The sequence below is a fragment of the Halomonas sp. B23F22_10 genome (genome assembly GCF_043496975.1).
GTDB classification, from domain to species: Bacteria; Pseudomonadota; Gammaproteobacteria; order Pseudomonadales; family Halomonadaceae; genus Halomonas; species Halomonas smyrnensis.
In genome coordinates this window covers 1-22,205 of the sequence record NZ_JBIEKF010000003.1, presented here as the reverse complement: position 1 = coordinate 22,205, position 22,205 = coordinate 1, and the positions used below count along the sequence as shown (strand labels likewise).

General features: G+C 68.3%; 22 protein-coding genes, 3 tRNA genes and 2 rRNA genes. 9 read left to right on the top strand and 18 right to left on the bottom strand.

Annotated elements, in window-relative coordinates:
* Position 1: 1 nt before the first annotated feature.
* Together ACGTNF_RS07195 and paoA are read right to left on the bottom strand one after the other, a co-directional pair.
* Complete coding sequence (locus ACGTNF_RS07195; RefSeq protein ID WP_394601098.1) at positions 2-952, bottom strand: FAD binding domain-containing protein; 951 nt, start codon at positions 950-952, stop codon at positions 2-4.
* Entirely contained in the window at positions 949-1,599 is a 651-nt protein-coding gene (paoA, locus tag ACGTNF_RS07190; RefSeq protein WP_394601097.1) for an aldehyde dehydrogenase iron-sulfur subunit PaoA, read from the bottom strand. The genes ACGTNF_RS07195 and paoA overlap by 4 nt, the downstream gene beginning before the upstream one ends.
* A 333-nt stretch (positions 1,600-1,932) precedes the next feature.
* On the opposite strand from paoA, the gene ACGTNF_RS07185 reads away from it, so the two are divergent.
* Positions 1,933-3,612, top strand: coding sequence for a sensor domain-containing diguanylate cyclase (locus tag ACGTNF_RS07185; RefSeq protein WP_394601096.1), 1,680 nt, complete (start codon positions 1,933-1,935; stop codon positions 3,610-3,612).
* A 386-nt stretch (positions 3,613-3,998) separates the two neighbouring features.
* Entirely contained in the window at positions 3,999-4,472 is a 474-nt protein-coding gene (locus ACGTNF_RS07180; protein ID WP_152477899.1) for a hypothetical protein, read from the top strand.
* Position 4,473: 1 nt separating this feature from the next.
* On the opposite strand, the gene ACGTNF_RS07175 is transcribed toward ACGTNF_RS07180, so the two are convergent.
* The 8 genes from ACGTNF_RS07175 to ACGTNF_RS07140 form a co-directional block, all read right to left on the bottom strand.
* Complete coding sequence (locus ACGTNF_RS07175) at positions 4,474-5,145, bottom strand: DUF2726 domain-containing protein (protein WP_394601095.1); 672 nt, start codon at positions 5,143-5,145, stop codon at positions 4,474-4,476.
* Positions 5,146-5,646: 501 nt separating this feature from the next.
* Positions 5,647-5,722, bottom strand: a tRNA-Thr gene (locus ACGTNF_RS07170).
* Positions 5,723-5,817: 95 nt separating this feature from the next.
* Positions 5,818-5,892, bottom strand: a tRNA-Gln gene (locus ACGTNF_RS07165).
* Between the two features lie 3 nt (positions 5,893-5,895).
* Positions 5,896-5,971: transfer RNA gene (locus tag ACGTNF_RS07160), tRNA-Phe, on the bottom strand.
* Positions 5,972-6,064: 93 nt separating this feature from the next.
* A complete protein-coding gene (locus tag ACGTNF_RS07155) occupies positions 6,065-6,337 on the bottom strand; it encodes an oxidative damage protection protein (RefSeq protein ID WP_016856607.1) in 273 nt (90 codons plus the stop codon).
* Positions 6,338-6,340: 3 nt separating this feature from the next.
* Positions 6,341-7,456, bottom strand: a complete 1,116-nt coding sequence (mutY, locus tag ACGTNF_RS07150; RefSeq protein WP_394601094.1) for an A/G-specific adenine glycosylase — start codon at positions 7,454-7,456, stop codon at positions 6,341-6,343.
* Between the two features lie 68 nt (positions 7,457-7,524).
* The gene (locus ACGTNF_RS07145) at positions 7,525-9,867 is read right to left on the bottom strand and encodes an AsmA family protein (RefSeq protein ID WP_394601093.1); all 2,343 of its coding nucleotides are present in this window, start codon (positions 9,865-9,867) and stop codon (positions 7,525-7,527) included.
* Complete coding sequence (locus tag ACGTNF_RS07140; protein WP_152477894.1) at positions 9,867-10,316, bottom strand: acetyl-CoA sensor PanZ family protein; 450 nt, start codon at positions 10,314-10,316, stop codon at positions 9,867-9,869. The genes ACGTNF_RS07145 and ACGTNF_RS07140 overlap by 1 nt, the downstream gene beginning before the upstream one ends.
* Positions 10,317-10,489: 173 nt before the next feature.
* Here ACGTNF_RS07140 and hisB point away from each other — a divergent pair, with 173 nt between their 5' ends.
* From hisB to hisF, 4 genes are all read left to right on the top strand, one after another.
* Positions 10,490-11,083 (top strand): imidazoleglycerol-phosphate dehydratase HisB, encoded by a 594-nt coding sequence (hisB, locus tag ACGTNF_RS07135; RefSeq protein ID WP_016856603.1) that lies wholly within the window; start codon positions 10,490-10,492, stop codon positions 11,081-11,083.
* Between the two features lie 28 nt (positions 11,084-11,111).
* Positions 11,112-11,753, top strand: coding sequence for an imidazole glycerol phosphate synthase subunit HisH (gene hisH / locus ACGTNF_RS07130; protein ID WP_016856602.1), 642 nt, complete (start codon positions 11,112-11,114; stop codon positions 11,751-11,753).
* Between the two features lie 193 nt (positions 11,754-11,946).
* The gene (gene hisA / locus ACGTNF_RS07125) at positions 11,947-12,699 is read left to right on the top strand and encodes a 1-(5-phosphoribosyl)-5-[(5-phosphoribosylamino)methylideneamino]imidazole-4-carboxamide isomerase (RefSeq protein ID WP_016856601.1); all 753 of its coding nucleotides are present in this window, start codon (positions 11,947-11,949) and stop codon (positions 12,697-12,699) included.
* Positions 12,700-12,703: 4 nt separating this feature from the next.
* Entirely contained in the window at positions 12,704-13,477 is a 774-nt protein-coding gene (gene hisF, locus ACGTNF_RS07120) for an imidazole glycerol phosphate synthase subunit HisF (RefSeq protein WP_016856600.1), read from the top strand.
* Between the two features lie 74 nt (positions 13,478-13,551).
* Here the strand turns inward: hisF and ACGTNF_RS07115 are convergent, their stop codons facing one another.
* Complete coding sequence (locus tag ACGTNF_RS07115; RefSeq protein ID WP_016856599.1) at positions 13,552-14,133, bottom strand: YjaG family protein; 582 nt, start codon at positions 14,131-14,133, stop codon at positions 13,552-13,554.
* A gap of 265 nt (positions 14,134-14,398) precedes the next feature.
* Positions 14,399-14,692, bottom strand: a complete 294-nt coding sequence (locus ACGTNF_RS07110; RefSeq protein WP_152477892.1) for an MGMT family protein — start codon at positions 14,690-14,692, stop codon at positions 14,399-14,401.
* Positions 14,693-14,740: 48 nt separating this feature from the next.
* Here ACGTNF_RS07110 and ACGTNF_RS07105 point away from each other — a divergent pair, with 48 nt between their 5' ends.
* Positions 14,741-15,430, top strand: a complete 690-nt coding sequence (locus tag ACGTNF_RS07105; protein WP_394601092.1) for a type 1 glutamine amidotransferase — start codon at positions 14,741-14,743, stop codon at positions 15,428-15,430.
* 15 nt (positions 15,431-15,445) lie between these two features.
* Here ACGTNF_RS07105 and mnmH read toward each other — a convergent pair whose 3' ends face one another.
* The 4 genes from mnmH to ACGTNF_RS07085 form a co-directional block, all read right to left on the bottom strand.
* Entirely contained in the window at positions 15,446-16,570 is a 1,125-nt protein-coding gene (mnmH, locus tag ACGTNF_RS07100) for a tRNA 2-selenouridine(34) synthase MnmH (protein WP_394601091.1), read from the bottom strand.
* On the bottom strand, positions 16,567-17,607 hold the full coding sequence (selD, locus tag ACGTNF_RS07095; RefSeq protein WP_394601090.1) for a selenide, water dikinase SelD: 1,041 nt from the start codon (positions 17,605-17,607) through the stop codon (positions 16,567-16,569). Before selD ends, mnmH begins: the two co-directional genes overlap by 4 nt.
* A gap of 90 nt (positions 17,608-17,697) precedes the next feature.
* Positions 17,698-19,083, bottom strand: a complete 1,386-nt coding sequence (gene radA, locus ACGTNF_RS07090; RefSeq protein WP_394601089.1) for a DNA repair protein RadA — start codon at positions 19,081-19,083, stop codon at positions 17,698-17,700.
* Positions 19,084-19,182: 99 nt separating this feature from the next.
* Positions 19,183-19,632 carry a copper resistance protein NlpE N-terminal domain-containing protein gene (locus tag ACGTNF_RS07085; protein ID WP_394601088.1) on the bottom strand — a complete coding sequence of 150 codons (450 nt, stop codon included), beginning with the start codon at positions 19,630-19,632 and terminating at the stop codon, positions 19,183-19,185.
* A gap of 197 nt (positions 19,633-19,829) precedes the next feature.
* Here ACGTNF_RS07085 and hisC point away from each other — a divergent pair, with 197 nt between their 5' ends.
* Together hisC and gloA2 are read left to right on the top strand one after the other, a co-directional pair.
* The gene (hisC, locus tag ACGTNF_RS07080; protein ID WP_394601087.1) at positions 19,830-20,885 is read left to right on the top strand and encodes a histidinol-phosphate transaminase; all 1,056 of its coding nucleotides are present in this window, start codon (positions 19,830-19,832) and stop codon (positions 20,883-20,885) included.
* A gap of 85 nt (positions 20,886-20,970) precedes the next feature.
* Positions 20,971-21,378, top strand: coding sequence for an SMU1112c/YaeR family gloxylase I-like metalloprotein (gene gloA2 / locus ACGTNF_RS07075; protein WP_394601086.1), 408 nt, complete (start codon positions 20,971-20,973; stop codon positions 21,376-21,378).
* A 404-nt stretch (positions 21,379-21,782) separates the two neighbouring features.
* On the opposite strand, the gene rrf is transcribed toward gloA2, so the two are convergent.
* Together rrf and ACGTNF_RS07065 are read right to left on the bottom strand one after the other, a co-directional pair.
* Positions 21,783-21,897: ribosomal RNA gene (gene rrf, locus ACGTNF_RS07070) — 5S ribosomal RNA — on the bottom strand.
* An 89-nt stretch (positions 21,898-21,986) separates the two neighbouring features.
* A 23S ribosomal RNA gene (locus ACGTNF_RS07065) occupies positions 21,987-22,205 on the bottom strand; the annotation flags it as partial.

Sequence of the window (22,205 nt, the reverse complement as noted above, 5' to 3'; positions counted from 1 at the left end):
ATCACCCCTCGGCCAGCATGGCGGCGAGCGTGCGTTCGGCCAGCCGGATCTTGAAAGCGTTCTCTTCGGTCGGACGCGCACCGTCGAGCAGACGTGACATCACGGCGCCGGCGCCGTTCGGCAGCTCGGCATCGGCCCGGGCGCTACGCCACGGCTGGGGCGCCACGCCGCCCAGCGCCACGCGCCCGCTGCCGTCCGGCCGGCGCACCAGCGCCACCGAGACCAGCGCGAAGGCGTAGGAGGCCCGGTCGCGCACCTTGTGGTAGGCCTGATGGCCGCCCACCGGCGCCGGCAGCCTCACCGCGGTGATCAGCTCGCCCGGCATCAGCGCGTTCTCCACCTCCGGGGTATCGCCGGGCAGGCGATAGAACTCGTCCAGCGGGATGCGGCGCGAGGCGCCCGAGGGCGTGACGGTCTCGACCTCGGCGTCCAGCGCGCGCATGGCGACGGCCATGTCCGAGGGATGGGTGGCGATGCAGGCGTCCGAGGTGCCGATGATGCCGAGCTGGCGCGAGAAGGCGCCCTCCCCCAGCGCCGCGCAGCCGCTGCCGGGGCGGCGCTTGTTGCAGGGCATGGCGGCGTCGTAGAAGTAGGGGCAGCGGGTGCGCTGCAGCAGGTTGCCGCCGGTGGTGGCCTTGTTGCGCAGCTGGCCCGAGGCGCCGGCCACCAGGGCGCGGGTCAGCACGCCGTAGTCGCGCCGCACCCGCTCGTCGGCGGCCAGCGCGGTGTTGCTGACCAGCGCGCCGATGCGCAGCCCGCCCTCGTCGGTGGCGGTGATCTCGTCGAGCCCGGTGCCGCGCACGTCGATCAGGTGCACCGGGGTCTCGATCTCGAGCTTCATCAGGTCGAGCAGGTTGGTGCCGCCGGCGATGAAGCGGGCGCCCTCGACCTCGGCCGCGCGGGCCGCGGCCTGCTCCGGCGCGGTGGCGCGTTCGTAGGAAAAGGCTCTCATGCGCCGTCCTCCGCGACCTGGGTGATGGCGTGCAGGATGTTGGAGTAGGCGCCGCAGCGGCAGATGTTGCCGGACATGCGCTCGCGGATCTCGGCCTCGGTGGCCTCGATGCGGGCGGTCAGATCGCCGGTGACGTGGCTCGGCACGCCGTCCTGGATCTCCTGCAGCACCGCCTTGGCCGAGCAGATCTGCCCGGGCGTGCAGTAGCCGCACTGGAAGCCGTCGTGGTCGAGGAAGGCCTGCTGCATCGGGTCGAGCCGCTCGGCCGTGCCGACGCCCTCGATGGTGGTCACCTCGTCGTCCTCGTGCATCACCGCCAGGCTGAGGCAGGCATTGATCCGCTCGCCGTTCACCGACACCGTGCAGGCGCCGCACTGGCCGTGGTCGCAGCCCTTCTTGGTGCCGGTCAGCCGCAGGTGCTCGCGCAGCACGTCGAGCAGCGTGGTGCGGTTGTCGACCACCAGCCGGCGAGGCTCGCCGTTGACGTTGAGGGTGACGGTGGTCTGCTCCGGCCCCACGGGCGCGGCGGCCTCGCCGGACGCGGACTGGGCCCTGGCGCTCCAGGGAATGTTGGTGGCGACGACCGCGCTGGCGGTGCCCGCCAGGAAGGTCCTTCGGCGCAGCTCGAATCTGATGGGAGGGCTCATGGCTAGGTCCTGTCGGTCTCGGTTCCGTTATCGTTAAACGCTTGTTCGGATCACACGGCGGCTGATCATATACAGAGACAGCCTAGTGACATCGTCCGGGATGAAAACCTCGCCCCGGGTCATAACTTCCATGAATCGAGCTCATGTATCGCGGCGGCGCGCGTGAGGCCGCGCACTCAACGAAGGTAGCAGTGCGGGGCGTCGCCCACGAACCGGCGCCGTTAACGGGCCACCGCCCGGGGCATGTCCCGGCAATGCCGATTGGACGTTAGCCTGCGACAGGGGCAGAGTGAGCGGCTTGAGATGGACGTATCGACAAGGAGAGAGGGCGTCGTGACACAACCGGCCTGGTGGGAAGAGGTGCTGAGCCTCTCGCATTCCGCCTATCTGCATATCTCGCGCGAGCAGCGCATCATCGATGCCCTGGGGGACACCCGGACACTGCTGGCCCGCGACCCATCAGCGCTGATCGGCATGGCACTGAGCGAGCTCAAGGACATCCGCGCCCAGCTCGGCGGCGCCGTGGCCGAGAGCCTGGCGCGGCGCGAGATCCGCCCCGGCGAGACCTGGGGCTTCGAGGACGGCGCCGGCAGCTACTACGGCCTCGCCGACGGCAGCTTCGTCATCAAGCTGACGTCGGCGCTGAAGGTCGACCAGGGCATCGTCGGCCGGCTCGCCGATCAGCTGCCGATCCTGGTGACCTACATCGATCAGGACCTGCGCTTCCGCCTCACCAACCAGGCCTACGAGACCTTCATCGGCATCGACCGCGAGACGCTCTACGGCCAGCCGATCGCCACGGTGATGGACGACGCCTCCTACGCGCAGCTCCAGCCGCGCCTGGACAGGGTGCTGGCGGGCGAGGACGTCACCTTCGAGGACCACCTGACGCTGGCCGATGGCCGCGCCTTCTACTTCAAGGTGCACTACATCCCCGACTTCCTGGAGGGCGAGGTGATCGGCTTCTACGCCATCGTCCAGGACATCTCCGAGTACCGCGCCATGATCCAGCTGCTGCGCGACGTGCACAGCGGCGTGAACCGCACCGACATCGGCACCGACGAGATCATCGACCATCTGCTGCGCGACGCCCTGGCCTATCTGTCGCTGGATATCGGCCTGGTCAGCCGCATCATCGACGAGCAGTACATCGTCAAGTGGGCCGCCTCCGACGTCGCCGACATCTCGACCGACGACACCTTCGAGCTGGGCAACACCTACTGCCGGCTGATGCTGGATGCCGGGGGCGTCTACCACACCGCCGAGGCCGGCAAGGATCCGCGCGTCAGCGGCCATCCCTGCTATCAGGCCTTCGGCCTGGAGAGCTACATCGGCGCCCCGCTGCGGCTCAACGGCGAGATCTGGGGCACGCTCAACTTCTCCAGCGCCCAGCCCCGCCAGGAACCCTTCGACCAGATGGAGATCGAGCTGGTGCGGCTGATCGCCGACGCGGTGGAGCGCGTGATCACCGACGAGGCCGAGCTCGAGCAGGTGCGCCAGGAGCTCGACCGCATGGCCGACAAGGCGCTGCGCGACTACCTGACCGGCCTGCCCAACCGCGCCTATCTGGACCAGCACGTCGAGACGCTGATCCAGGCCCACGACACCCGCGACGAGCCCTTCTCGCTCGCCGTGCTCGACATCGACCACTTCAAGCAGGTCAACGACCGGCATGGCCACGACGCCGGCGACGCCGTGCTCCAGTGGCTGAGCGGCCGGGTGTCCGAATGCCTGCGCGAGGGCGACACGGTGGCACGCACCGGCGGCGAGGAGTTCGTGGTGGTGATGCGCGGCACGCGCGCCCCGGAAGCGGCCTCGGCCATGGAGCGGGTGCGCGAGCACGTGAGCGCCGGCGGCGTCACGCTCGAGAGCGGCCAGCGCCTCGGCGTCACCGTCAGCGGCGGCGTCAGCGAGCACGTCGCGGGCGAATCCTTCTCGAACCTGTTCAAGCGCGCCGACACCGCCCTCTACACCGCCAAGCGCAGCGGGCGCGACCTGGTCAGCAGCTTGTAGGGGCCCCGGCCGTGTCATCGTTCGGTAACGACGCGCGACTACGATGATGGCGTCACGACGGGCTTCGTGACTCGACTTCGGAAACTTCCAGCACTTGGCTCGCCCCGTGGCGGGCCATTTTTTTGCCCCCGCGGCGGCCCCGGCGAGCCGATAGCCACAGCCTAACGGGGCCATACAGATTCTTGGATGGGCAGCATCGGGTCGTGGCGATATAGTTAGCACACTTACTGAGTTCCCTGTCCTGTAAGTCCCTTATTGCCCGCCACCCCCGGCGGGCTTTTTTATGGCTGACGGAAACAAGCCAATACGGGCAGATGATGGCCTACCGCTTTTCGGGGCCTGTGCTAGATTTTCTTGGGTCTAGAGAGTCTGCCTGGAGATCAGGGATGATCGCTCCCGCCTTGCTGCTGTTTGTCGCGGCCGTGCTGCCATTTTCTGCTAATGCCCAGGTCTACAAGTGCGAGGTCGAGGGTGACACCCGTTACCAGGATCGTCCCTGCACAGGATCGGATGCTGGTTCTGCTGCCAGTGAGGTGCCGGATCTCGACAACCTCTCGACCATGGGTGGTGACAGCAGGCGTCCACCGGTGGATCTCTCGGCAATCGTGATGGAGCATTTTGCTAACCCTCTAAAGCCCCATCTTGAGGCAAGGGCATCTGCCGGCGGCTATCTGCTGGAAGGCATGTCCAGGCACAAGGCCATTGCGATACTTGGCGAGCCAAACACTCGCCGGGTCAACCTCAACTCAGATGGCCAAGGCTGCGAAATGCTTTACTGGCAACACCCCAACGGAACGCAAGAAGCCCATCAGGCACTGATTTGTGAAAGCCGTGTTGTTCGTTATCAACACTCGCCTTGAGTCAGGACTCAGCCTTATCCACTAGTCGAACTTCTTGGCTCCGGTGATCAACGACCATTCTTTCGAGCCTTAGACCAGCCTCTTTGCAAACCCTGTTAATAATACGGTCGCGCTTCATACGATCTGGCCGTTCATGGCTTGGATCATCCAGCTCTAGCGCACAGAAAACCTTAAAGCCTTCTCGATGACACAGCACATAATCAAAGTGCCATTGCGAAAGCTGCCTGAAAAGCGACATATACTCTCTGCTTTTGGCGTAATACTTCGAGGCATTGGGCTGGATGATATCCACAACGCGAACTTGGCAGAAGATGTGGTACTTGTCCCCATAGGCCTTTTCGAGCACCTTGAAGACGTCACGCTCGGTGGGGGTCATCAGGTGGGTACGGGCGATATAGGCATCGCCCTGGTCCATCAGTTCTTCCGAGTAGTTCCGATCGCTTTTCTCTCGCTTGGCTTCAGGGTTCACCACCGGCTCTTTGGGTGGCTGGGAGGCATCCTCGGTCTTCCGGCGACGCCTGCCACGTCGTCGCCTGTTTCCCGAGCCCAGCAGCTTACCGAGGGAAGAGCGGTAGAAGATGATCTTGAGGATGGTGAGGGCTGCCATGAACAGCACCCCGTAGATGGCGAACGTCACGGCAGTGTTCGTGAGTTCCTGCATGGCCTGTTCCATGGCCCGCTCCTCCGCGGTTTATCGTCGTTGTCCACAGCCAGGTGATGACACGCTCGACGCAAGCACTCTTCCCGTCGGCTCTATCGGGCATCAAGACTGAAGGTAATTTAGCCCTCACCGGATGCTATGACAACGTGGCGCGGCCGAACGGGCACAGACAGGGAAATAGTAGAGATAGGCGTGAGCACCGCCACAGCGGCTTCACAGGCGCCGTCACGGCCTTCACAGTGCCAAGATGCGGCTCAGGCTTGTCGGCCGTCACACGGCTGCAAGAATCCGGGGATAGGATGACCCTATCACGAGGTGACACGTGATATGGATCTGGCTTGGGAAATGCCGAGATTCCGGCTCGCCGTCTGGCGGGCCGTTTTTTTGCCCGAAGGAAGGATATCCACACCCGCCGCCGGCGAAGGGCTGGGGATAGTTGCGCGACGCATCGTGCAGACACAAAAAAACCGCCTTCGAGGGCGGTTCTCATGTCGCTAACACAGTGAAAGCAAATGGTGCCGGCACCAGGAGTCGAACCCGGGACCTACTGATTACAAGTCAGTTGCTCTACCAACTGAGCTATGCCGGCAACGGCGCTTGCAACCACTGCAGGAGGAGCGTGCCCTCCTGAGCGAGAAAAACCGTGAACCTTCGTTCACGGCTTCTCGAAAACTTATGTTGGCGTGGCTGGGGTAGCAGGATTCGAACCTGCGCATGCCGATACCAAAAACCGGTGCCTTACCGCTTGGCTATACCCCAACGTGGTGGCCAGAGACGGAATCGAACCGCCGACACGGGGATTTTCAATCCCCTGCTCTACCGACTGAGCTATCTGGCCCTCGCCAACGGTGCGTATTAAACCGTAATGCCCCGCTGTCGTCAACTCTTTTCGATTCAAAAAGTTGGAAGACGGCCGCAGGCCCCGTCACACCTACTTTTCGGGCGGCACGTAGCCTTCCGCCTGATCGGTCTGCTCGTTATCGAGGAAGCGCTCCAGCTGCTCCATCAGGTACTCGCGGGCCGAGGGCTCGAGCATGTTGAGGTGCTTCTCGTTGATCAGGCGGGTCTGCAGGGCCTGCCACTCCTCCCAGGCCTGCTTCGAGACGCTGGCCTGGATCTCCTGGCCCTTCTTGCCGGGCAGCGGCGGGAACGGCAGGGCCTCGAGTTCTTGCTGATACTTGCGGCAGAAGACGGTCTGGCTCATCGGTCATGGCTCCTGGGATGAGGAAGTATGGGGGGCGTCCTGGACGCTCAGGGTGAAGGGGCGCAGCGCGTCCAGCAAGCCTTTCACCGGGGCGGCCAGGCCGATGCTGTCCGGCTCGGCGGGATCGAACCAGCGCCGCGCCTCGCCCACGCCGTCGAGGCGGCTCACCCGGGCCGGCTGCGGGGTGATCTCGAGGCGGAAGTGGCTGAACACGTGGGTGAAGGCCTCCCAGGGCGCTTCCAGGCTGGCACCGGGAGCATGGTGGTCGAGCCAGGCGCGCAGCTCCAGTGAGGTGTCGAACTGCGGCAGGCTCCACAGCCCGCCCCACAGGCCGCTGGAGGGGCGCTGCTCGAGCAGCACCCGCCCGCCCTCGTCCTGCAGCAGCAGCATGGTGGTGGTGCGGGTGGGAATGGCCTTCTTGGGCTTGGACTCGGGAAAGCGCTTCTGCTCGCCGCGGGCCCGGGCCACGCACACGTCATGGAAGGGGCACCGCTCGCAGTCGGGCTGGCCGCGCCGGCACAGGGTGGCGCCCAGATCCATCATCGCCTGGGTGAAGTCGACCACCCGGCGCTCGGGCGTGTAGTGCTCGGCGAGGCCCCACAGCTCGCGCTCCACCGCGGGCCGGCCGGGCCAGCCTTCCACGGCGTGCAGCCGCGTGAGCACGCGCTTGACGTTGCCGTCGAGGATCACCGCCCGCTGGCCGGTGCTCTGGGCGATCACCGCGCCGGCGGTGGAGCGGCCGATGCCGGGCAGCGCGGCCATGGCATCGAGGCTGTGCACCGGGAACTCGCCGTCGTGTTCTTCTACGACTACCCGGGCGGCCTTGTGCAGGTTGCGCCCGCGGGCGTAGTAGCCGAGCCCGGTCCATAGATGCAGCACCTCGTCCTGCTCGGCGGCCGCCAGCGAACGCACGTCGGGGAAGCGTTCCATGAAGCGCTCGAAGTAGGGAATCACGGTGGTGACCTGGGTCTGCTGCAGCATGATCTCCGAGACCCACACCCGGTAGGGGGTGCGCTCGTGCTGCCAGGGCAGGTCGTGGCGGCCGTGGACGTCGAACCACTCGAGCAGGCGCTGCTGGAAGGTGTCGCGAGGCAGGATGGCGGGGGGCGTCTCCGTCATGGATATTTTCTCGGCACGAAAAAAAGCGCCGACTATAAGAGTCGGCGCAGGGACTGGCTATTGCTTGCTCAATTGAAGAGACCATCAAGGGCGTCGCGAAGTTCCCGACGCGAATCCTCGCCGATGCGTTCGTCGAGTTTTTCCATCGCGCCGTCGAGGCTCTCGCGCAGCTTGTCGTTGGCCCGCTGGGAGGCTTCCTCGCGCAGCAGGTCGCCCAGCGTGGAGCGGAAGGCGTCGCGGTCGAAGCGGCACCACTCGCCGCTGTCGCCGCCCAGCTGGCCCTCGCAGCGCACCGGGAAGGGCACGTCGACCAGCCGCCGATTGACCTCGCAGGCGCTGTCCACGTCCTCGCCGGTGAAGCGGGCGTTGGCGCGTAGGTCGAAGCGCTCGCTGGTCAGGTCGAAGCTGCCCTCGCCGCCCAGGCCGATGCCGGGGATGGCGACGCTGAGGTCGTCGCTCTCGGCCACGCCGTCGCGGATGCGGAAGCTGGCCTCGGCGCGCTGGAAGCGGGTGTCCGGCGCCCAGTCGCGGCTGGTGCTCTCGCCTTCCAGGCGTGCGGTGGTGGTGCACAGCTCCTGGGAGACGTTGACGCCGGGCAGGCGGCCCTCGGCCAGGCGCGTGGCGAGCCGGCCGTTCAGGGCGCGCTTGAGCTCGGGCACGCTGTTGCCGCGGGTCGTCAGCTCGCCCTCGGCGTTGAGCTGGCCTTCCAGCGGCGCCGGCTCCTCGCCCAGCGAGGTCAGCAGCGAGCCCAGGCGCAGGTTCTCGACCCGCGGCGACAGCTGCCAGCGCAGCGGCGTCTCGCGGGCGTCCAGCTCGCCGGTGGCCGAGAGGCGGCCCTCGTGGAGGCCGGACGCGAAGTTCACCAGCCGCTGGCGGCCGTCGTCGCCGGCCAGCGTCAGGCTGACGTCGCTGAAGCTCTGGCCCATCAGGATCAGCTCGTCGAGGCCCAGCTTGGCGTCGAGGGAGAGCGCGGCCAGCCAGTCGGCGGGCAGCAGCGCCTGCTGTTCGTCCTGGGCTAGGGCACGGCCCACGCCCGGCAGGCTCGGGCCGCCGGCGGTCTCGGCGGAAGGCTCGCTGGCCGGCAGGTAGTCGTCCATGTTCAGACGATCGCCCTGCAGGTCGGCCTCCAGGCGGGTGCCGTCGAGGCGGACTCCCAGGCGGCCGTTGAAGCCGCTGCCGTCGAGCTTGAGGTTCAGGCCGTCGAGGGTGACGTGCGTCAGGTCGCCCTCGATGGGGCTGGTCAGCGCCACCTCGCTCAGGGCCGCGTCGTCGGCCATGTCCGGCAGGGCGTCGAAGCGCTCGAGCCAGGGCCGCAGCGAGAGCTCGGCGAGGTTCAGCTGGCCCTGGTAGGCGGGCGCCTCGGCCAGCTCGGTCAGCGCCAGGTTGCCCTGGAGGTCGAGGCCGTCGGGGCCGCTCAGCGCCAGCTCGCTCAGCCGGGCGCTCTGGGCGGCCAGATCGGCGTCGAGGCGGAAGGCCAGCGACAGCGGCAGGCGCTGCTCGCCCAGCCGGGCGGCCATCAGGCTGGCTTCCAGCAGGCCGCCGTTGACCCGCACCCGGTCGCCGGAGAGGTCGAGCACCAGCTCGTCGGCGTCGAGCTCGAGCCGCTGGGCCTCGTCGGCGCCGTCGAGGCGGGTGCGGGTCTCCAGCGCCAGCCGCTGAAGCACGTGGCGCCCCTCGGCCAGGCCCAGGCTGACCTGGGTCTCGAGGCTCAGCTCGCTGGCCAGGCTCGGCGTTTCGGCGCCCGGCTCGTCACGCAGCGCGACCTCGAGGCTGGCGCTGAGCGGGAAGGGCCGATCGGGATTGACGTTGGTGCCGGTGATGTCGACGCCCGAGAACGTGACGTCGCGCCCGGCCTGGGCATCGCGGTAGGTGATGTGGCCGCCGCGCACCTGCACGCTGGCGATGTTCAGCGCCACGTCCAGGGCGCTGGCATCGGCGCTGGGATTGGGCCCGGCGCTGGCCGGCGCCAGCACCGACTCGGCCTGTTCGCCGCGGTTGCGCAGCCGCTCGGTCAGCACCTCCCAGTTGCCGCGGCCCTCGGCGTTGCGCTCGAGGTCGAGGTCGAGGCCGTCGAGGGTCAGGCCGTCGATGGCGATCTCGCCGCGCAGCAGCGGCGCCATGGCCAGGCTGACCTCGGCGTGGTCGAAGGCGGCGAAGGGGGTGTCCTCGGCGGACTGGCCGGGCAGGCGCGCCTCGGCGGTGGCCACGCCGACGCCGAGGCGCGGATAGAAGGACCAGCTCAGCGGGCCCTCGAGCTCCAGCTCCAGGCCGCTGTGCTCGCGCACGACGTCGACCAGGCGCGGCTTGAGGTCGTCGGGGTCGAAGAAGATGGTGATGAACACCACGGCGCCGACCAGCACCAGGCCGAGAACGCCGATGGAGGCCAGCAGGGTACGCAGGATTCGCTTCATTACCCGGCTCCTTTGGGCGAGAGATCCATTTCGAAGTAGTCGCCGGCCTGGGTCAGCCGGTAGCCCATGCGGGTCAGCAGCACCTGGTCGGCCATCGGCAGCTGGGAGGACAGCACGCGCAGCCGGCGGCCATCGGCGTGGGCGGCCTCGCCGGTGAGGGCCAGCAGCCGCGAGCCGACGCCGCGGCGGCGGGTGGTCTCGCGCACGCACAGATGCGACAGCCACCAGGCCTGGTCATCCGGCGATACGGCCAGCGCCCCCAGCAGGCGGTCATTGAAACGGGCGCAGAAGAAGAAGCGCTCGGCGGCCAGATGATCGTCGACGAATTGCTCGGGCGGGGCCGGCAGGCGCTCGGTGGGGGCATCGGCGTAGATGCGGGTCAGATCGCTGCGCACCTGGGCATCCGCTTCCCAGGTCGCTTGATCGACGCGCTGTAGCGTGACCGGCATGCAGGTATCTCCCTGAAAGAGGCAGGCCCGGCCTGCCGCATGGTTGGGGCATTGTAGCGGATGGGGGTAGCGTTTCACTATAATGGCAGCCTTGCAACGGCGGGGCCGCCCCGTCTTTTCCGCCCCGACGGCGACCCCCATTTCGACACGCGCCCAGGCGCTGGAGACCCGACATGTCCGAGCGTATCGCCACGGTCACCCGCGACACCAAGGAAACTCAGATCACGGTCACCGTGAACCTCGACGGCAAGGGCCAGCTGGTCTGCGAGACCGGCGTGCCCTTCCTCGACCACATGCTCGACCAGGTCGCCCGCCACGGAATGATCGACCTGGAGATCAAGGCGGTGGGCGATCTGCACATCGACGATCACCACACCGTCGAGGACCTCGGCATCACCCTGGGCCAGGCCTTCGACCTGGCGATCGGCGACAAGCGCGGCATCTACCGCTATGGCCACGCCTACGTGCCGCTCGACGAGGCGCTGTCGCGGGTCGTGGTAGACTTCTCCGGTCGCCCGGGGCTGTTCATGGACGTCGAGTTCACCCGCGCCAGCATCGGCCGCCTGGATACCCAGCTGTTCTGGGAGTTCTTCCAGGGCTTCGTGAACCACGCCAAGGTCACCCTGCACATCGACAACCTGAAGGGCTTCAACGCCCACCATCAGGCGGAAACCATCTTCAAGGCCTTCGGCCGGGCGCTGCGCATGGCCGCCGCCGAAGACCCGCGCATGGCCGGCCAGATGCCGTCCACCAAGGGCAGCCTGTGATCCCGCCGACCGACACGAGGAGCGTCCCATGACCATTGCCGTCATCGACTACGGAATGGGCAACCTGCATTCCGTCGCCAAGGCACTGGAACACGTCACCCACGAACACGTGGTGGTGACCCGCGACGCCCGCCGCATCCAGGGCGCCACGCGCCTGGTGCTGCCCGGCCAGGGCGCCATCCGCGACTGCATGGGCGAACTCGAGCGCACCGAGCTGCGTGGCCTGGTCGAGGAGCTGCTGGCGCAGCAGGCCAAGCCGCTGCTCGGCATCTGCGTCGGGCAGCAGATGCTCCACGAGCGCAGCGAGGAGAACGGCGGCGTCGACTGCCTGGGCTTCATGACCGGCCAGGTGCGCCGCTTCCCGGCCGACATGCGCGATGACATGGACCATCGCCTGAAGGTGCCGCACATGGGCTGGAACCTGGTGCGTCAGCGCCACGACCACCCGCTGTGGAAGGGCATCGACGACCGGGAGCACTTCTACTTCGTGCACAGCTACTACGTGGAGGCCGGCGAGGACGCCCAGGTGTTCGGCACCACCGACTACGGCCGCGTCACCGCCCACGTGGCCACCGGCCGCGATGCCACCTTCGCCGTGCAGTTCCACCCGGAGAAGAGCTCCCGGGCCGGCCTGCGGCTGCTGGAAAACTTCGTGCAGTGGACGCCCTGAGCGGCGACCACGCCTGCGACAGTTCAAGGGCACCCGCTGCCGCGCCCCTTACAATTTACAGGGCGCCCGCTGCCGCGCCTGCGACAATTTCCAAGGCGCCCGCTGACGCGCCTGAGACAACTTCAAGGGCGCCCGCTGCCGCGCCTACGACAACTTTCCAGGGCGCCCGCTGAGCGCCCGTAGAGGACTGGACATGCTGGTAATCCCCGCCATCGATCTCAAGGACGGCAAGTGCGTTCGCCTCAAGCAGGGCCGGATGGACGATGCCACTACCTACGGCGACGATCCCGTGGCCATGGCCGCGCGCTGGGTCGAGGCCGGCGCCCGCCGCCTGCACCTGGTCGACCTCAACGGCGCCTTCGAGGGCGAGCCGGTCAACGGCGAGGCGGTCACCGCCATCGCCCGCGCCTACCCCAACCTGCCGATCCAGATCGGCGGCGGCATCCGCTCGGCCGAGACCATCGAGCACTACCTGGACGCCGGCGTGTCTCAGGTCATCATCGGCACCAAGGCGGTCAAGGAACCGGCCTTCGTCACCGAGATGTGCAAGGCCTTCGCCGGCCACGTGATCGTCGGCCTCGACGCCCGCGACGGCTTCGTCGCCACCGACGGCTGGGCCGAGGTCTCGACCCTGAAGGCCACCGAGCTGGCCAAGCGCTTCGCCGACGACGGCGTGTCCTCGATCGTCTACACCGACATCGCCCGCGACGGCATGATGGGCGGCGTCAACGTCGAGGCCACCGCCGAGCTGGCCCGCGAGGGCGGCCTGCCGGTGATCGCCTCCGGCGGCGTGACCAACCTCGACGACCTGCGCGAGCTGATCGCCGCCGGCGAGCCGGGCATCCTCGGCGCCATCACCGGCCGCGCCATCTACGAAGGCAGCCTGGACGTGGCCGACGCCCAGGCACTGTGCGACCGCCTCACCGGCCAACGCGACGGGAGCTGACACCATGGGACTCGCCAAGCGCATCATCCCCTGCCTGGACGTCGATGCCGGCCGGGTGGTCAAGGGCGTGAACTTCATCGGCATCCGCGACGCCGGCGACCCGGTGGAGATCGCCCAGCGCTACAACCAGCAGGGCGCCGACGAGATCACCTTCCTCGACATCACCGCCAGCCACGAGGATCGCGGCACCACGGTGGAGATGGTCGAGCGCATCGCCGGCGAGGTCTTCATCCCGCTGACCGTGGGCGGCGGCATCCGCACCTGCGATGACATCCGCACCATGCTCAACGCCGGCGCCGACAAGGTGTCGATCAACACCGCCGCCGTGCACAACCCCGAGTTCGTGCACGAGGCCGCCGAGCGCTTCGGCAGCCAGTGCATCGTGGTGGCCATCGACGCCAAGAAGGTCTCCGCGGAAGGCGAGGCGCCGCGCTGGGAGATCTTCACTCACGGCGGCCGCCGCCCCACCGGGCTCGATGCCGTGGAGTGGGCGAAGAAGATGGTCGACCTGGGCGCCGGCGAGCTGCTGCTGACCAGCATGGACCGCGACGGCACCAAGATCGGCTTCGACATCGGCGTGACCCACGCCATCTCGGAAGCGGTGAGCGTGCCGGTGATCGCCTCCGGCGGCGTGGGCAACCTCGACCACCTGGTCGAGGGCGTGAAGGACGGCGGCGCCGACGCGGTGCTGGCGGCCAGCATCTTCCACTTCGGCGAGTACACCATCCCCGAGGCCAAGCGGTACATGGCCGAGCACGGGATCGAGATGCGGCTGTAACGGTCGCACGCTCGGACACACGAAGGGCCCGCCAACTGGCGGGCCCTTCGTCGTTGTGGCCGGCGTGTCGGCGACTACTCCTCGCCGCCGAGCCCCAGGTTGCTGACGCCCTCGTTGCGGCCCAGCCGGCGCAGGGCCTTGAGGCCGTCGCGGCCGAGCTCGCCTTCCACCGCCTCGAGCACCGCGTCCTGGAAGCCGTTCTCGTCTTCCATCAGCGGATGCTCGCGCACGATGGCGGCGAGGCGTTCGCCGTCCTCCTCGCCCTCGGTCAGCTCGATGAAGGCGCGCACGCCGCCGCGGGACGTGCGGCTGACTTCCAGCACCGCCTCCGGCGAGTCGCCGCGCAGGGTATCGAGCAGCGACGAGATCGCCACCACCGCCTCCAGCGCGCGGCGGGCGCCGAAGCTGTCGTCCTCGGCCGGCGGCTCCAGCTCGGCCAGCTTCTCGGCCTGGCGGTCGAAGTCGATGCGCGCGTCCTTGACCGCCAGCCGCTCCCACACCAGGTCGAGCACGACCCGCAGCGCCCTGGGGTCGCCGTGGCCAGTGGCCTCGGCGTAGAAGGCGTAGTTGGGCAGCAGCCGCTCGCACAGCGCCGCCATGAAGGCCTGCTGACGGCGCGGCTCGAGCCGCTGCAGGCGCTGAAAGAAACCGCTCATGGATTCTCCTTAAGACCCTGTTGTCCGAGTCATTAATAGATGGGACGGCGCGTCGGGGACAGGCCAGAGGGGAGGTCCTACGCCAGGGGTGAGAAGCACTGCTTCGAACGGGCTGGCCACGGATGGCCAGCACCGGCCCTGCAAGCAGAGCAGGACGCGAGAGCGAAGCAGGGCGTCGGTAGCGCCCAGGGAAGGGTTCACAGCGCCTCCCCGATGGTCCGACACTTCGGGGCCTGTCGCCGAGTCAGCGGCGTGGTATCGAGGCTCAGGGCCACATACGCTCCGGCGATACCTTTCCCCGCGCATCGAACGCCACGCCCTCGTCGATCAGCCGCCGGCGCTGCTCGTCGGCGCCGGGATGGTCGGCCAGCTTGCGCGAGGCGGTGATCACCCGGAACCACGGCAGGCCGTGGCCGCTGGGCAGCTCGCGCAGCGCCCGGGCCACCAGCCGGGGCGTGCCGCCCTCGGTCATGGCGGCGATGCGCCCGTAGGTGGTGACCCGCCCCGGCGGGATCTCGGCCAGCACGGTCAGTATCTGTTCCTTGAGGGCCGCGTTCATGTACCCTGCCTTTCCTGATTTTCTGCTGATATCGGCGAGGCCGCCCGCATGCACGTCCACCTGCTTCAGCACAGCCCCCATCTGGGGCCCGCGCGCATCGGCGACTGGCTCGACAGCATGGGCCACAGCCACACCGTGTTCCACCTCGACGAGGGCGAGCTGCCGCCGCGGCCCGGCGACGTCGAGGCGCTGATCGTGCTCGACGCCCCCGAGGGCGAGGCGGCCGCCGCCTGGGATCGCGGCGAGCGCAAGCTGATCGAGCGCATCCTGGATGGCCGCCAGCCGCTGCTCGGCATCGGCCACGGCGCCCGCCGCATCGCCGAGGCGCTGGGCGCGCCGGTGTCCCGCGGCACCCTGGCCGAGAGCGGCTGGCAGACCGTGACCCTGGCCGAGGCCAGCCCCTTCGACCTGCCCGAGCGCTTCGAGGCCTTCACCTGGCATCGCCAGATCTTCGCCCTGCCCGAGGAGGCCCTGCCGCTGGGCGGCACCGCGGCGAGCCCGCTGCAGGGCTTCGCCTGGGACGCCGGCCGGGTGGTGGGGCTGCTGTGCCATCTGGAGGCCACCGCCGAGAGCGTCACCGCCATGCTCGACCACCTGCCGCGCCCGGAGGGCGACGCCGAGAGCCCCTATCGCCAGAACCGCGAGGCGATGCTCGACGATACGCGGCGCTTCGACCGCCTGGCACCGCTGCTCGACCGGGTGCTCACCCGGTGGGCCAGGCACGCCACGATGCGCTGACCCTGTCTCCTCGCCTCAGGCCGAGGCGGTGGCGCTCGGCCGGCGCGCCGATTCCGCCTCGGCGACCCAATCGCGGGCGAAGGCCAGGCAGCTGTCCCAGTCGCCCACGTGGAGGAAGCGCTGGTCGTCGTGCTTCTCCAGCTGATGGCGATACATGGGGTCGTAGTATTCGGTGAGCAGCGGCGCCAGCCAGGCCTCGTGGGCCTGACGATTGCCACGCTCGTGCTCGCGGAAGGCCAGCGCCTGCAGGCGCTGCAGCCTCGCCAGCCGGGCGCCGCCGAGGCGCTTCCTGAGCCGGCCCAGCGCGCCGGAGAGCTGCTTGCGCATCAGCGCCCAGCCCAGCCAGTCGCCGAACTGCTGGCGATAGACCGCCCACAGATCGTCGATGTAGTCCTTGTGGATCTGCGCCAGGCGCCAGTCCAGCGGCATCTCGACGCGAATCCGCGGGGCGGCCTCCATGCCGCGCCAGAAGGTCAGCGGCACGTTGGCCGAACCGATGTGGCGCGACTCGTCCTCCAGCACCAGCGGCCCGGACAGCTCCAGCAACCGCAGCCCCATGGCGTGCTCGAAGTCGATCTGAGACGGCGCCGGCAGCGGATGACGGCCGAAGGCCGAGCCCTTGTGCCGCGCGCAGCCCTCCAGGTCCAGGCCCTGATCCAGGGCGGTGATCAGCGAGGTCTTGGCGCAGCCGGTCAGCCCGCCCACCACCAGCATCGGCCGCTCGGCGGCGGCGTCGATGTGCGCGCACAGCGCCTGACGCATGGCCTTCCAGCCGCCGCGGATGCGCGGCCGGGTAATGCCGGCCTCGGCCAGCCACTGCTGGGCGACCTGGGAGCGCAGCCCGCCGCGGAAGCAGTAGACGATGGCGTCGGGATGGGCCTCCAGCTCGCGCCGCCAGGCGTCGACCCGGGCGGCCTTGATGCCGCCGCTGACCAGCCGCTGGCCCAGTTCGATGGCGGCCTGCTGGCCCTGCTGCTTGTAGGAGATACCGACGAGATGACGCTCCTCGTCGTCCATCAGCGGCAGGTTGATCGCCCCGGGCAGCGCGCCCTGGGCGAACTCCACCGGGGCACGCACGTCGATCAGGGGCCGACGCTCGCGCAGCAGCGCGAGGTCCGGCTCGACCAGCGGCAGATTCATCCCTTCACCTCGATGCGCGTCTCGCCGCGCTCGGCGATCACCTCGCCGAACGGCTCGAGCTCGAGGCCGTACTGGCGGCCGACGCGCTCGACGTCGTCCTCCCAGGACGGATGCACCGACAGCAGCAGGCCACCCGAGGTCTGCGGGTCGCACAGCCACTGCCAGTGGGCGTCGTCCATGGCCGGCAGGGCCTTGCCCAGGGCATCGCGGTTGCGGGCACTACCGCCGGGCACCGCGCCCTGACGGCGGTAGGACTCGGCCTCGGCCAGGCGCGGCAGGCGACGGAAGTCGATCCGCGCCGCCACGCCGCTGGCCTCGCAGACCTCGCTGAGATGGCCGGCCAGGCCGAAGCCGGTGACGTCGGTCATGGCGTGCACGCCGGGCACCTTGGCCAGCTCGGCGCCGATGCGGTTGGAGGCAAGCATGGTGCGCCGCGCCAGGCCCTGGTGGCCGGGCTGGATCAGGCCCTTCTTCTCGGCGGTGGTCAGCAGGCCCACGCCCAGCGGCTTGGTGAGATACAGCAGGTCGCCGACCTGGGCGCCCTTGTTGAGCTTGAGGTGCTCGAGGTCGACCAGGCCGTTGACCGACAGGCCGAAGATCGGCTCCGGAGCGTCGATGGAGTGGCCGCCGGCCAGCGCCAGGCCCAGCTCGCGGCAGACCGCCTGGGCGCCGCCGACCACGTCGCCGGCGATGTCGGCGCCGAGCTTGTCGAGCGGCCAGCCGAGGATGCCCAGCGCCATGATCGGCGTGCCGCCCATGGCGTAGACGTCGCTGATGGCATTGGTGGCGGCGATGCGGCCGAAGTCGAAGGGATCGTCGACGATCGGCATGAAGAAATCGGTGGTGGCGATCATGCCGCGGCCGTCGCCCAGGTCGTAGACGGCGGCGTCCTCGCGGCCCTGGTTGCCGACGATCAGCCGCGAGTGGCTGGCCCCTGGCCCGGCCTTGGCGAGGATGCCGTCGAGGACGTCGGGGGCGATCTTGCAGCCACAGCCGGCGCCGTGGCTGTACTGCGTCAGGCGGATGGCACTCATCACGGTCTCCTTGGCGTCGTTTCCCGGCATTCTACAACACAGCGCCCCCGCCCCGTCGCTGGACGACGATTTCACGCTTCGCGGGGTGGGCGCCTAGAGCGCTTCCAGCGCATCGGCCAGCTTGTCCACGGGCACCACTTCCATGCCCTCGGGCGAGTGCTTGGGCGCGTTGCCGCGCGGCACGATGGCGCGCCGGAAGCCGTGCTTGGCGGCCTCGACGATGCGCTCCTGGCCGCTCGGCACCGGGCGAATCTCGCCGGACAGGCCGACCTCGCCGAACACCACCAGCTCGCGCGGCAGCGGCCGACTCTGCAGGCTCGACACCACCGCCAGCAGCACCGCCAGGTCGGCGCTGGTCTCGAGCACCTTGACCCCGCCGACCACGTTGAGGAACACGTCCTGGTCGCCGGTGAACAATCCACCGTGGCGATGCAGCACCGCCAGCAGCATGGACAGGCGATTCTGATCGACGCCCACCGCCACCCGCCGCGGATTGCCCAGCGCCGAGTCGTCGAGCAGCGCCTGCACCTCGATCAGGATCGGCCGGGTGCCTTCCCAGACCACCATCACCAGGCTGCCGGGCGCCTGCTCCTCGGTACGCGACAGGAAGATGGCACTGGGGTTCTTCACCTCCTTGAGGCCGTGCTCGAGCATGGCGAACACGCCGAGCTCGTTGACCGCGCCGAAGCGGTTCTTCTGCCCGCGTAGGGTGCGGAAGCGCGAGTCGGCGCCGCCCTCGAGCAGCAGCGAGGCATCGATCATGTGCTCCAGCACCTTGGGGCCGGCCAGGGTGCCGTCCTTGGTCACGTGGCCGACCAGCAGCAGCACGGTGCTGGACTGCTTGGCGAAGCGGGTCAGCGCCGCGGCGGACTCGCGCACCTGGGCCACGCCACCCGGCGCCGAGGAGATGTCCTCGAGGTGGGTGGTCTGGATGGAGTCGATGATCAGAATATCGGGCCCCTCGCGCTCGGCCACGCCGAGGATGGTCTCGATGCTGGTCTCGGCCAGCATCTGCAGGCCCTGGGTGGGGAGCTGCAGGCGGTGGGCGCGCATCGCCACCTGGGACAGCGATTCCTCGCCGGTGACGTAGAGCACCTTGCGCTGCTGGGCCAGCTTGCAGGCGGTCTGCAGCAGCAGGGTCGACTTACCGGCGCCGGGATGGCCGCCCAGCAGCACCGCCGAGCCCGGCACCAGGCCGCCGCCCAGCACCCGGTCGAATTCCTCGAAGGTCGAGGACAGCCGCGGCACCTCGCTGAGGTCGACGTTGGCGAGATCGATCACCTCACGGGAGATCGCCCCGGCATAGCCGCCCCGCCCCGCCGAGCCGCCACCGCCGCCATGGCCCGCGCCGGGGCGGGCGGCCGACAGCCGGACCTCGCTCAGGGTGTTCCACTCGCGGCAGCTGGTGCACTGCCCCTGCCACTTGCTGTACTCGGCACCGCATTCGGTGCACACGAAGGCGCTTTTCGCTTTGGCCATGGGATGTCCGACGACGGTTTCTCTGGAATGGCGGGCCGGTGGGCCCAACGACGAGGGGCGGCCCGTCGGCCGCCCCTCGCTGCTACGCGTTGCGCTGCCTTACAGGCGCTGCAGGCGCAGCATCTCGTTGTTCTGGAAACGGCGACGCTGGGGGTCGATCAGTTCCAGGGTCTGCGGGTCGAGGCGCAGGAAGAAGTAGGTCTGGCCCTCGCCCTGGGGCGTCAGCTCATAGACGGTGGCATCGGGATTGTCCGCGGTGCCGTCGAGCAGCTGCCAGCTACCTTCATAGTTCTCGTTCGGCGGGTTCTGCGGGTGGCCACGATAGGAGGCCTGCAGGTCGAAGGTGCGATCCGCGGCAGGGCTCTGGGCATCGCCCATCATGGTCACGTTCAGGTCGATCCCTTCACAGTTACGGCAGGGCAGCGTGCCCTGGTAGGTGCTCTGGGTCGCCTCCATTCCGGGCTCGGTGCCCTGCCCGCCTGGACCACCCGCACAGCCCGCCAGCAGGGCAAGCATCGCGGAACCGGCCAGCAACGTCCTGATTTGCATATTCGTCCTCCTAACCAATGGGCATGACGCCGCCTTTCACGGCAGCCTGCCTCACAGCATAACCTCTTGTGGGAACAGCGCACAGCCCGAACGCCACCGCGTTCCACCAATGCGCGGCGGCCCCTGGCGAGCCGGCTTGCGCGGGCGCCGCGAGCGGGCGACCATGACCCGATTGCCCCACGATCCGAGAAGTGACGATGAGCAAGTTCTGGAGCCCCAAGGTCCGCGAGCTGACGCCCTATGTTCCCGGCGAACAGCCGCGCGAGCGCCTGATCAAGCTGAATACCAACGAGAATCCCTATCCGCCGGCGCCGGGCGTCGAGGCGGTGCTGCGAGAGTTTCCGGCCGACCATCTGCGCCGCTATCCCGATCCCGAGTCGAACGCCCTGCGCGAGGCGCTGGCCCGGGAGTTCGGCGTCGAGGTCGACCAGGTGTTCGTCGGCAACGGCTCTGACGAGGTGCTGGCCCTGGCCTTCCAGGCCTTCTTCGCCAACGGCCGCCCGCTCGAGATGCCGGCCATCACCTACAGCTTCTATCCGGTGTACTGCCGGCTCTACGACGTGGAGCGCCGCACCCTGCCGCTGGACGCCGACTGGCGCGTCGACCTGGACGCCTTCTCGCCGGACGCCGGCGGGGCCATCTTCGCCAATCCCAACGCGCCGACCGGTCACGGCCACGCCCGCGAGGCGATCGCCGCGCTGCTCGAGCGCATCACCGAATCGGTGGTGCTGGTCGACGAGGCCTACGTGGACTTCGGCGGCGAGAGCACCATCCCGCTGATCGAGCGCTTCCCCAACCTGCTGGTCACCGGCACCTTCTCCAAGTCGCGCAGCCTGGCCGGTCTGCGGCTCGGCTACGCGGTGGGCTCACGCGAGCTGATCGAGGGCCTGGAGCGGGTCAAGGACTCCTTCAACTCCTACCCGGTCGACAGCCTGGCGAGCGCCATCGGCGTCGCCGCGCTGGAGGATCGCGAGCACTTCGACGCCTGCCGCGAGGCGGTGATCACCACCCGCGAGCGCACCCGCACACGCCTCGAGAGCCTCGGCTTCCAGGTGCTGCCGTCGCAGAGCAACTTCCTGCTGGTGCATCACCCCAAGCAGGATGCCGCCCAGCTGTTCGTCGGCCTGCGCGAGCGCGGCGTGCTGGTGCGCCACTTCAACACCGAGGCGCTGAACGGCTGGCTGCGCATCTCCATCGGCACCGAGGACGAGATGGACAGCCTGGTCGAGGTGCTGGAAGAACTCTGCCGCTGATCCGGCCTTGAGCGTCAGGGGCGTCCCTCGACGCCCCTCGCCCGCCCCCACCGGACCGATACTCTCCCGACGATACGAGCCCTCCATGGCCGACTCACGACTGCCCCTGAGCCGCGTGCACCACGTGGCGCTGATCACCGCCGACTACCCCCGCGCCAGACGCTTCTACCTCGAGGTCATGGACGCCGAGATCCTCAACGAGGCCTATCGCGAGGAACGGGATAGCCACAAGCTCGACCTGCGCCTGCCGGGCGGCATTCAGCTCGAGCTGTTCTCCTTCCCCTCGCCGCCGTCACGACCAAGCTATCCCGAGGCCTGCGGGCTGCGCCACCTGGCACTCGCCACCTCCGACCTCGACGCCTGTGTTTCCCTGCTAGAGGCCCGCGGCGCGACGCCCGAGCCGATTCGCGTCGATGAGTACACCGGCGCGCGCTTCACCTTCCTGGCCGATCCCGACGGCACGCCGATCGAGCTCTACGAAGTCGCCGACTGATCCATCGTTTCCTTCGAACCCAAAACGCCCCGCCCTCTCGCAGAGGACGGGGCGTTTTTTCGAGGTTCGTTCCAGGCTCGGCCGGCGCCTTGCTCGACCGCCAGACATGAAAAAACCCCGAGCCTTTCGGGCTCGGGGTTTCTCGGAATAAGTGCCTGACGATGTCTCGGTCGGCGTTCCGATACTCTCCACGGGAACTCCCCGATTCGATACGCGCCTGTCGGCCAGACATGAAAAAACCCCGAGCCTTTTGGGCTCGGGGTTTCTTCGATGTAAGTGCCTGACGATGTCTCGGTCGGCGTTCCGATACTCTCCATGGGAACTCCCCGATCCGACACGCGGCCTGTCGGCCAGACATGAAAAAACCCCGAGCCTTTTGGGCTCGGGGTTTCTTCGATATAAGTGCCTGACGATGACCTACTCTCGCATGGGAACTCCCACACTACCATCGGCGCTGAGCGGTTTCACTGCTGAGTTCGGCAAGGGATCAGGTGGTTCCCGCACGCTATGGTCGTCAGGCGAAAAAGGCAATGCGAATCATGCTGACGAGATCGTCTCTCGCGTATCCGCCGTCGTCTGTTGTCAGTCACAGACCACTTGGGTGTTATATGGTCAAGCCTCACGGACAATTAGTATCGGTTAGCTCAACGCCTTGCAGCGCTTCCACATCCGACCTATCAACCAGCTGGTCTTGCTGGGTCCTTCAGGAGGCTCGAGGCCTCGGGGAGATCTCATCTTGAAGGGGGCTTCCCGCTTAGATGCTTTCAGCGGTTATCCCGTCCGTACATAGCTACCCGGCGATGCCACTGGCGTGACAACCGGAACAC

What these genes read in the sequence shown, in the direction of transcription:
- paoA (WP_394601097.1), bottom strand. Translation starts at nt 1,599, where the DNA reads ATGAGCCCTCCCATCAGATTCGAGCTGCGCCGAAGGACCTTCCTGGCG.
- ACGTNF_RS07195 (WP_394601098.1), bottom strand. Translation starts at nt 952, where the DNA reads ATGAGAGCCTTTTCCTACGAACGCGCCACCGCGCCGGAGCAGGCCGCG.
- ACGTNF_RS07085 (WP_394601088.1), bottom strand. Translation starts at nt 19,632, where the DNA reads ATGCAAATCAGGACGTTGCTGGCCGGTTCCGCGATGCTTGCCCTGCTG.
- ACGTNF_RS07110 (WP_152477892.1), bottom strand. Translation starts at nt 14,692, where the DNA reads ATGAACGCGGCCCTCAAGGAACAGATACTGACCGTGCTGGCCGAGATC.
- ACGTNF_RS07145 (WP_394601093.1), bottom strand. Translation starts at nt 9,867, where the DNA reads ATGAAGCGAATCCTGCGTACCCTGCTGGCCTCCATCGGCGTTCTCGGC.
- ACGTNF_RS07175 (WP_394601095.1), bottom strand. Translation starts at nt 5,145, where the DNA reads ATGGAACAGGCCATGCAGGAACTCACGAACACTGCCGTGACGTTCGCC.
- hisH (WP_016856602.1), top strand. Translation starts at nt 11,112, where the DNA reads ATGACCATTGCCGTCATCGACTACGGAATGGGCAACCTGCATTCCGTC.
- ACGTNF_RS07155 (WP_016856607.1), bottom strand. Translation starts at nt 6,337, where the DNA reads ATGAGCCAGACCGTCTTCTGCCGCAAGTATCAGCAAGAACTCGAGGCC.
- mnmH (WP_394601091.1), bottom strand. Translation starts at nt 16,570, where the DNA reads ATGAATCTGCCGCTGGTCGAGCCGGACCTCGCGCTGCTGCGCGAGCGT.
- mutY (WP_394601094.1), bottom strand. Translation starts at nt 7,456, where the DNA reads ATGACGGAGACGCCCCCCGCCATCCTGCCTCGCGACACCTTCCAGCAG.
- hisC (WP_394601087.1), top strand. Translation starts at nt 19,830, where the DNA reads ATGAGCAAGTTCTGGAGCCCCAAGGTCCGCGAGCTGACGCCCTATGTT.
- ACGTNF_RS07115 (WP_016856599.1), bottom strand. Translation starts at nt 14,133, where the DNA reads ATGAGCGGTTTCTTTCAGCGCCTGCAGCGGCTCGAGCCGCGCCGTCAG.
- hisF (WP_016856600.1), top strand. Translation starts at nt 12,704, where the DNA reads ATGGGACTCGCCAAGCGCATCATCCCCTGCCTGGACGTCGATGCCGGC.
- ACGTNF_RS07180 (WP_152477899.1), top strand. Translation starts at nt 3,999, where the DNA reads ATGATCGCTCCCGCCTTGCTGCTGTTTGTCGCGGCCGTGCTGCCATTT.
- gloA2 (WP_394601086.1), top strand. Translation starts at nt 20,971, where the DNA reads ATGGCCGACTCACGACTGCCCCTGAGCCGCGTGCACCACGTGGCGCTG.
- ACGTNF_RS07105 (WP_394601092.1), top strand. Translation starts at nt 14,741, where the DNA reads ATGCACGTCCACCTGCTTCAGCACAGCCCCCATCTGGGGCCCGCGCGC.
- ACGTNF_RS07140 (WP_152477894.1), bottom strand. Translation starts at nt 10,316, where the DNA reads ATGCCGGTCACGCTACAGCGCGTCGATCAAGCGACCTGGGAAGCGGAT.
- hisA (WP_016856601.1), top strand. Translation starts at nt 11,947, where the DNA reads ATGCTGGTAATCCCCGCCATCGATCTCAAGGACGGCAAGTGCGTTCGC.
- hisB (WP_016856603.1), top strand. Translation starts at nt 10,490, where the DNA reads ATGTCCGAGCGTATCGCCACGGTCACCCGCGACACCAAGGAAACTCAG.
- radA (WP_394601089.1), bottom strand. Translation starts at nt 19,083, where the DNA reads ATGGCCAAAGCGAAAAGCGCCTTCGTGTGCACCGAATGCGGTGCCGAG.